General features: G+C 37.5%; 6 protein-coding genes and 1 riboswitch. All 6 genes read right to left on the bottom strand.

Annotation, left to right across the window (positions count from 1 at the left end; genetic code table 11):
* Positions 1-91: 91 nt before the first annotated feature.
* The 6 genes from CI949_RS04080 to purC all read right to left on the bottom strand — a co-directional run bounded on the left by CI949_RS04080 (position 92) and on the right by purC (position 8,485).
* Positions 92-2,077 carry a diguanylate cyclase domain-containing protein gene (locus CI949_RS04080; RefSeq protein WP_290763237.1) on the bottom strand — a complete coding sequence of 662 codons (1,986 nt, stop codon included), beginning with the start codon at positions 2,075-2,077 and terminating at the stop codon, positions 92-94.
* A 148-nt stretch (positions 2,078-2,225) separates the two neighbouring features.
* A riboswitch (cyclic di-GMP riboswitch) is annotated at positions 2,226-2,310 on the bottom strand.
* 237 nt (positions 2,311-2,547) lie between these two features.
* Positions 2,548-4,125 carry a bifunctional phosphoribosylaminoimidazolecarboxamide formyltransferase/IMP cyclohydrolase gene (gene purH, locus CI949_RS04075; protein ID WP_290763235.1) on the bottom strand — a complete coding sequence of 526 codons (1,578 nt, stop codon included), beginning with the start codon at positions 4,123-4,125 and terminating at the stop codon, positions 2,548-2,550.
* A 2-nt stretch (positions 4,126-4,127) separates the two neighbouring features.
* Entirely contained in the window at positions 4,128-4,742 is a 615-nt protein-coding gene (purN, locus tag CI949_RS04070; RefSeq protein WP_290763233.1) for a phosphoribosylglycinamide formyltransferase, read from the bottom strand.
* Between the two features lie 13 nt (positions 4,743-4,755).
* Complete coding sequence (purM, locus tag CI949_RS04065) at positions 4,756-5,790, bottom strand: phosphoribosylformylglycinamidine cyclo-ligase (protein WP_290763231.1); 1,035 nt, start codon at positions 5,788-5,790, stop codon at positions 4,756-4,758.
* Positions 5,791-5,792: 2 nt separating this feature from the next.
* Positions 5,793-7,268 (bottom strand): amidophosphoribosyltransferase, encoded by a 1,476-nt coding sequence (purF, locus tag CI949_RS04060; protein ID WP_133531119.1) that lies wholly within the window; start codon positions 7,266-7,268, stop codon positions 5,793-5,795.
* Between the two features lie 497 nt (positions 7,269-7,765).
* Positions 7,766-8,485 carry a phosphoribosylaminoimidazolesuccinocarboxamide synthase gene (gene purC / locus CI949_RS04055; RefSeq protein ID WP_290763228.1) on the bottom strand — a complete coding sequence of 240 codons (720 nt, stop codon included), beginning with the start codon at positions 8,483-8,485 and terminating at the stop codon, positions 7,766-7,768.

Genomic DNA, 8,485 nt, shown 5'->3' with positions numbered 1-8,485 from the left:
AAGCTGTTGCAGAGGACAGCTTTAAGCATAGATAAAAGTAATAGATACTTTTCTCCTTGTTTTAACCGCCTTTTTCCCGAGGCGGTTTTTTTCATTTTTTATTTTCTGCCTTATTAACATACATCTTCTTATCTGCTGCTTTAAATACTTCTTCTAAAGATAATTCATTTGTATCTTTAACTGAATAACCAATTGAAATCGAAAATATATTGATTACATTATTTCCATTAAAATATTTACTCTGCTTTGATTTGATTCTCTGGTAAATCTTTTGGGCTTCACTACTAGCAGTATCTGGTAAAATCAAAGCAAATTCGTCTCCTCCGATTCTGGCTACAATATCTTCATCTCTGGTCGAGTCGGTTATCATTTGAGCAGCTGTAATAATATAATCATCTCCTGCCTGGTGACCAAAGTTATCATTGACATATTTCAAATTATCTAAGTCTGCGATCATAATTGTAATTGGCAGTTCGCGGCTGGAGTCCAATCTCTGCATCTCATTTTCAAAATACCTTCTATTATAAAGGCCGGTCATCTCATCGTGAAAAGATAAATACTGAATCTCATTTTCTTTAATTTTATTTTCTGTAATATCAAGAGAAGTTCCGACAATTTTTTCTGCTTCTCCTTTATCATTTATCACAGGAGTCAGCTTTGTCAGCCAGATTCTTTTCCCTGCAGGTAAATCAAGTTCTTCTTCATAACTTATAGTCTTTTTTTCAATCAGACACTGTCTGTAATTTGTTTCCAGCTCTTCACCAAAATCTTTTCCAAAAGCTTCAACTGGAGTTTTCCCTTTTATATCCTCGGTCTTCAATCCAGTAGCATTTTCATGAAAAGTATTTAGCCGTTGAAATTTCAATTCTTCATTTTCAACATTAATTAAAAATATTGCATTCTCTACATTATTGAAAATAGTCTCAAATTCTCGCGATAACTTTTCAAGTTTTAAACTGCTCTTTTTTCTTTCAGAAATATCTCTCACACTGACAATAATATTTTGCTTTTGTCCTTCAGTTTCAAGATTTAACATTTTTGCTTCATAATATTTCCTGGTATTATCTATCAAAAGACTGTATTCAAAAGCAACAGAATTTTTCTGGTTAAAAAGCGTATTAATCTTATCCTGATAGGTAGCGTAAGCTGCTTCAGTTAAAAATTCCTTAATATTTTTACCAAGCGCCTCTTTTTTCGGATAAAGTAATTTTGATTCATCTCCTGTCCAGAGGTCTAAAACATCCCCATTTTTGTTTATTAAAAATATCATATCCGGCACCGCTTCAATTATTCGCTGCAGATTATCCCGATTACGTCTCAGTTCATTTTCCAAAATATTCTGCTCAGTTATATCTTCTGCCTGACAAAAAATATTTTCTACAGCACCCTGTGCATTAAAAATTGGACTTTTCTTAATAGCAAGCAGTCTATTTTCACCATTAGAGTTTTTATACCATTTTTCATTTTTAATATCTTTTTTATCTAAAAATATCTCTATATTTTCTGCAATTACTTCCTCAGCCTCTTTAGGCTTTAAAATATCATAAATATATTGATCCCTAAACTTTTCTTCTTTTTTTCCTAAAAACAAAGCATAACTATGATTAACCATCTTATATGTATAAGGATCTTTGAAATACCAAATTTGTTGATCCAGGTTTTTGACAATTTCTTTATTAACTTTTTCCTCGATAATATAATCTACTTTCCTTTTTCCCATAATTATCTTGATATTATTTTTTAATTCATGATAATCAATCGGTCTGTTCAAAAAAAGTTCTCCATTCAAAAGCTGCTGATTTAACTCTTTTTTCTTAGAATCAGCGGTCAAAAAAATAATGGGAACATCATATTTTCTTTTTATTTTTTCAGCCAGTTGATAACCACTCAGCTTCCCAGCCAGCACTATATCAACAATCATTAATTGTGGTAACTTATTTTTATTTATATTTTCTATCTGTCTTAAAACTTCTTCTGCCTCAGAAAAATATTCTGCACTGTATTCTAAACTAGTTAAAATTTCTTTAATTTTTGCCCTATCAAATTTGGAATCCTCAACTACAAATATATCTTTCAAAGTTATCAGCTCCTATTAAAAATCCGGATTATCAATTACCGCTTCCTAATTTTTTTGATCTAAAATTAAATATAAGTAAACAAATTAATTTAATATACAATAATATAATAGCAAAAATAGCCAGCTAAAAACACTGGCTATTTTATCCTGAGGTAGATCTGACAATCATAGATTTAATCCTTAGATTCAGATTTTTGCGTCACAGACTTTCGCCTGTTTTGCCCTTAAAATTAAATTTTAAATTTTTTAAATACCATTATTAATAGTATTCGTTATTAGCAGGAAAATTCCTTTATTTAAAAATAAATTTCTCCATCCTGCTAGCAGCGGCTGAGTAGAGACCTCTGCTAAAGAATGGAGAATTGATTAGGGAAAGTTATAATAATCCAGTTAAACTGGATTTTTTGCTTTAAATTAATTTATTTAAATCACCTTATTAAGATAAAACTGCTTTCTAAATTATAATAACATTAATGTCTAAAGTGCCTCTTACCGGTAAAGACCATAGCAATTCCTAATTCATTACAGGCTTCAATTACCTGCTCATCACGAATTGAGCCGCCTGGCTGAATAATTGCTTTGATTCCCAGCTCAGCTGCCTTTTCTACAGCATCCGGGAAGGGGAAGAAAGCATCTGAAGCCACAACTCCACCTTCCTGACGGCCATCAGCTTTGCGGCCGGCAATAATTATCGAATCAACTCTGCTCATCTGACCGGCACCAACACCAACTACCATTTCATCTTTGGCCATTACAATTGCATTTGACTTAACATGTTTTACTACCTTCCAGGAAAATAGAAGGTCTTCAATCTGCTCCTTGGTTGGAGCTTTTTCAGTTACTACCTCTAAATCTTCAGCAGTAGTCTGCGCTAAATCTCTGTCCTGAACTAAAAGGCCACCGGTTACTTTTTTCATGCTGTAGCCCGGCTTCTCACGGTTAATAGAAAGCTCTCCAGTTTTTAAAATCCGCATCTTATCAGAGCGCTCTTTTAAAATTTCTAAAGCCTCAGCTTCATAATCAGGAGCGATTACAACTTCGATAAATTTATCCTGATCGGCAATTTCCCTGGCTGTTGCTGCATCAATTTTCCTGTTGGCAGCGACAATTGAACCAAAGGCAGATAGAGGATCACCTGCATGGGCATTAACAAAAGCATCTTTTAAATTATCTGCTTCTGCTATACCACAGGGGTTGGCATGTTTGATTACTGCGGCTGCCGGCTTAGCTTCAAATTCCTTGATCAGCTCTAAAGCTCCATCTGTATCATTGATATTGTTGTAGGACATTCCCTTTCCGTGCAGCTGCTCAGCCGTAGAAATGGAGGGCTCATTCTGCTCTTCTTCTAAGTAGAAGGCTGCCTTCTGATGTGGGTTTTCGCCATAGCGGAGATCTTCCCTTTTATCATAGCGGTCAAGTAATGTTTCAGGCAGTTCTTTCTTTTCCTCTTCCGTCATTACAACTTCTCCAAGATACTTCTGTATTCTCTGATCATATTCCGCTGTATGATGGAAAGCCTTATAGGCTAATTTAAGCTTTTGAGTTTTGGTTAAGCCGCCATTACCGACTTTCATCTCAGCTAAAAGCTCGTCATAATCAGCCGGGTCAACTACCACTGCTACATCTTCGTTATTTTTAGCAGCTGAGCGGATCATTGTTGGTCCACCAATATCAATATTTTCAATTGCTTCTTCTAAACTTACATCTTCTCTGGCAATTGTTTCTGCAAAAGGATAGAGATTACAGACAACTAAATCTATAGGCTCAATATCCTGAGCTGCAATTTCCTTTAAATGCTCTTCATTTTCTCTAACTGCCAAAATACCGCCGTGAACAGCTGGATGCAGAGTCTTTACCCGTCCATCCATCATTTCTGGAAAATTTGTCACCTGATCAATATCTGTAACTTCAATCCCTTTTTCTTTTAAAAGGCGGCCGGTACCACCGGTTGAAATTATCTCTACTCCAAATTCTTTTAAACCTTTAGCAAAATCTACAATACCTTCCTTATCGGAAACACTAAGTAATGCTCTCTTAATTTTAGACAAAGTTATTTTTCCTCCTTTAGAATTTTAACTTTTCGTCCTTCAATTTTGATTCTTCCCACTGCAATTAATTTAACTGCCTCAGGATAAATTTTATGTTCTTCTTTTAGAATTCTTGCTGCCAGATCATCAGCGCTGTCATCAGCTTCAACTTCTACCACTGCCTGCTTAATAATCGGACCGGTGTCCATTCCCTGATCCACAAAATGTACAGTACAGCCGCTGTATTTAACCCCATAATCAACCGCCTGTTTTTGAGCGTCAAGACCTTTAAATGCAGGTAAAAGTGAAGGATGAATATTGATTATCTGATTTTGAAAATGTTTAACAAAAAGTGGTGATAAAATCCTCATATATCCGGCCAGAACAACAAGCTCTACCCCGGCATTTTCTAAAAGCCCAATCAGCTCTTCTTCATAATCAGCTTTTGTTTCAAAATGATCCGGATCAATAAAAAGATGCTCTATCTCTTCATGTTCCGCTCTTTTTAAAGCGCCAGCATCCTGACGATCACTGATTAAAAGTTTAATTTCTGCTGGGATATCTCCACTTTTTATGTTGTCAATAATTGATTGAAAATTTGAGCCTCTACCCGAGGCAAAAACAGCTATTTTTAGCATTTCTGCACCTTCTTTACTTTATTTCGAGAGAGGGGTCTTCTGCTCCTGCTTTTATTTCTCCAATTAAGCAGGCTTCTTCTCCCATTTCCTCAAGTTCTCCAAGTATTTTTTCTTTATCTTCTTTATTAATAACTAAAGTCATCCCTATTCCCATATTAAAGGTTCTATACATTTCTCTTTCTGCAATCTCGCCTGCTTCCTGAATCAGCTCAAAGATTTGCTGGGGCTGCCAGCTGTCTTTTTGAATTTCAGCTTTTAATCCTGCCGGCAGAATTCGCGGTAAGTTTTCGATTAAACCTCCACCAGTAATATGGGCAATTCCTTTAATTTTGAATTTTTCAAGCAGAGCCAGAACAGTTTTTACATATATCTTAGTCGGACGGAGCAGTTCTTCGCCTAAATTCTTTTCTAAGCCTTCAACTTCAGCAGTATAGTCGAAACCAGCCTTTTCAAAAAGTGCTGCTCGGGCCAGGGTAAAACCATTACTGTGCAGACCATCTGATTTAAGCCCAATAACTAAATCTCCGGTTTCAATTTCTTTACCAGTAATAATTTCTTCCTGATCAACTATACCAACTGCAAAACCAGCCAGATCATATTCGCCCGGCTGATAAAAACCTGACATTTCTGCAGTTTCTCCGCCAATCAGGGCCGCACCTGCCTCTTTACAGCCGGCTGCAATACCTTTTACAATCTCCGCTGTTTTTTCCGGCTCCAGCTTTCCTGTTGCCAGATAGTCGAGGAAAAATAAAGGCTGAGCTCCCTGGGCTAAAATATCATTAACCGACATGGCAACTAAATCAATACCTATTGTACTGTGCAGATCAAGTTTAAAGGCCAGCTTGAGTTTAGTCCCCACTCCATCTGTACCGGAGACTAAAACTGGATTTTTGTATTTGCTTAAATCTGGTTTAAAAAGTCCCCCAAAACCTCCCAATCCGGTCATAACTTCCGGACCAAAGGTCGACTGCACATCTTTTTTGATTAATTCAACTGCCTGATTGCCGGCATCTATATCAACCCCGGCTTTTTTATAATCTAAACCCATAATTAATCCTCCTCACTTAAGTAGCGGCTGTCTATCGGATAATCACCATCAAAACAGGCAGTACAGAATCCAAGCTCAACTTCAGTTTTAATTGATTTGAGCATTCCTGCCTGACTTAAGTAATGAAGACTGTCAGCTCCGATGCTTTCACTTATCTCTTCTACAGAATTACTGCTGGCAATTAGTTCCTGCCGGCGAGATGTGTCAAGTCCGAAATAGCAGGGATGTTCTACAGGTGGTGAGGAAATCGCCATGTGAACCTCTTTGGCTCCTGCTTCTTTGATCCGCCCAATAATTTGCTTACTGGTTGTACCTCTGACAATTGAATCATCTATTAGAATAACTTTTTTACCTTCAATAATTTCTTTGATCGGTGACAGTTTGAGTCTTACTTTTAAGTCTCTGATCTCCTGAGTCGGCTGAATAAAGGTTCTGCCCATATAGCGATTTCTTAAAATCCCCTGAGCATAGGGAATACCTGATTCTTCGGCAAATCCTAAAGCTGCTGCAATACCAGAATCCGGAACAGGTACAACTATATCAGCATCTACATCCATCTCTCGGGCCAGCTGTTTACCCATTTCTTTTCTGGCCAGCAGAACGTTCTGACCGGCTATATTACTGTCAGGACGGGCAAAATAAATATATTCAAAGACACAGAGGCTGGTTCCATTTTCACCAGTATAGCGTCTGCTTTTAATTCCATCTTTATCGATTACTACTACCTCACCGGGAGCCACATCACGCACAAATTCAGCTCCAATAATATCGAAGGCGCAGCTCTCGGAGGCCACAATATAGCTGTTGTCCAGCTTCCCAATCGAAAGCGGTCTAAAACCGCGTGGATCACGGATTGCAACCAGCTCGTCTTTGGTCATTGCTACCAGTGAAAATCCACCCTTCAGCTGGTGCAGGCTCTGAATAAGAGCTTCAACGATATCGTCTTCAAAAGAGCGGGCCACCAGATGCGCAATCACTTCCGTATCTAAAGTTGAATGAAATATTGATCCATTCTGCTCCAGGTTATTTCTGAGCTCAGCTCCATTGGCCAGATTACCATTATGCGCCAGGGCCAGATCCCCTTTGATGCTGTTAATTAAAATTGGCTGGGCATTGGCCAGCTTACTGGAGCCGCTTGTTGAATAGCGGACATGGCCAATTGCCATCTCACCTTTTAGCTTTCTAATGTCTTCTTTTTCAAATGCACTTTCCACCAATCCCATACTCTTATGCAGGTTAAACTTTCCCTGATGGTTGGCACAGATACCGGCACTTTCCTGGCCTCTGTGCTGCAGAGCAATCAGACCAAGATAGGTCAATTCTGCTGCACTACTCTCACCATCAGCGTTAAAAATACCAAAAACTCCACATTCTTCGCTCATTTTATCTTCATTCAGCTCAGCCTGAGTTAACTTTAGATCAGCTGAACTCTGCTTAACTGTATTTGCTTTCTTAGAGAAATTATAACTTTCTCTCATCAATTTTCCTCCCTTAATGCTAAAACATAATTTGAAATTTATTTTTCTCCCCAATCAATACCAACAACTGCCTGGATGGAAATAAGCTTCTATAAAGTTATGTTTATATCTATTTTTTGAAAGAAGAATATATTTAACAACTCTATAGTTTTATTCTAATTCAACTTAATTCTGATAATTGTTTTCCTTCTGACCGATCCGGGCGGGATGGAATAAGCTAATCAGGTAAAAGTATTATTAAATGAGATCTATTTTATTCTAAACAGTATATAGCGAATGACCAGGAATTTTAATTAATGAATCTTGATGATAATGAGTATTAAATTGGACTGAAGGACACGATGTCCTGAACTGACCGCACAGCAGGAGGCTGTGATCGGGAAGGTAGTCCAATTTAATGCGAAATTAGAATCTTAGATTCATTTTAAAATTACTATGGAAAGAGATATATTCTGTTTTAATAAAATAGAATCCTTATTAATTATTAGCTGATTAGCTTATTTCCAGTCCTGGCCGGTAATCCTCTTATACATTTCATGATAAGCCTCTTCCACATCACCAAGATTACGGCGGAAGCGGTCCTTATCCAGCTTCTCTTTAGTCTCACTGTCCCAGAAGCGGCAGGTGTCAGGAGTAATCTCATCAGCAAGGATGATCTCGCCTTCGGCTGTTTTACCAAATTCAAGTTTAAAGTCAACCAGATCTACATTCCGCTCTTTTAAAAATTTCACTAAAATATCATTAATTTTATGGCCCAGGGCAATTAAACGCTCCAGCTCTTCCCGACCGGCCAGTCCTAAAAGTTCAATATGAGAGACATTAATCAAAGGATCTCCCAGGTCATCATCTTTATAATAAAATTCGATTACCGGCTGCTTCAGCGGCTCTCCTTCTTCCATGCCGATTCTTTTAGCCAGGCTGCCGGCTGCAACATTGCGCATTACAACTTCCAGCGGAATAATCTCAACCTTTTTAACCAGAGAGTCACGCTCATTAAGTTCTTTTATTAGATGGGTTTTAATTCCCTTTTCTTCTAAAAGCTTAAAAAAGAAGTTGCTGATCTTATTATTAATCTCTCCCTTTTCTGCAATCTGGCCCTTTTTCTGGCCGTCAAAAGCAGTTGCATCATCTTTAAAGTGCACAATCACCTGGTCATTCTGATCTGTACTGAAAATCTGCTTGGCCTTTCCCTCATAGATCATTTCCTTTTTTTCCAT

The sequence above is a fragment of the Halanaerobium sp. genome (assembly GCF_003070835.1).
This window is presented reverse-complemented; position numbering and strand designations above follow the sequence as displayed.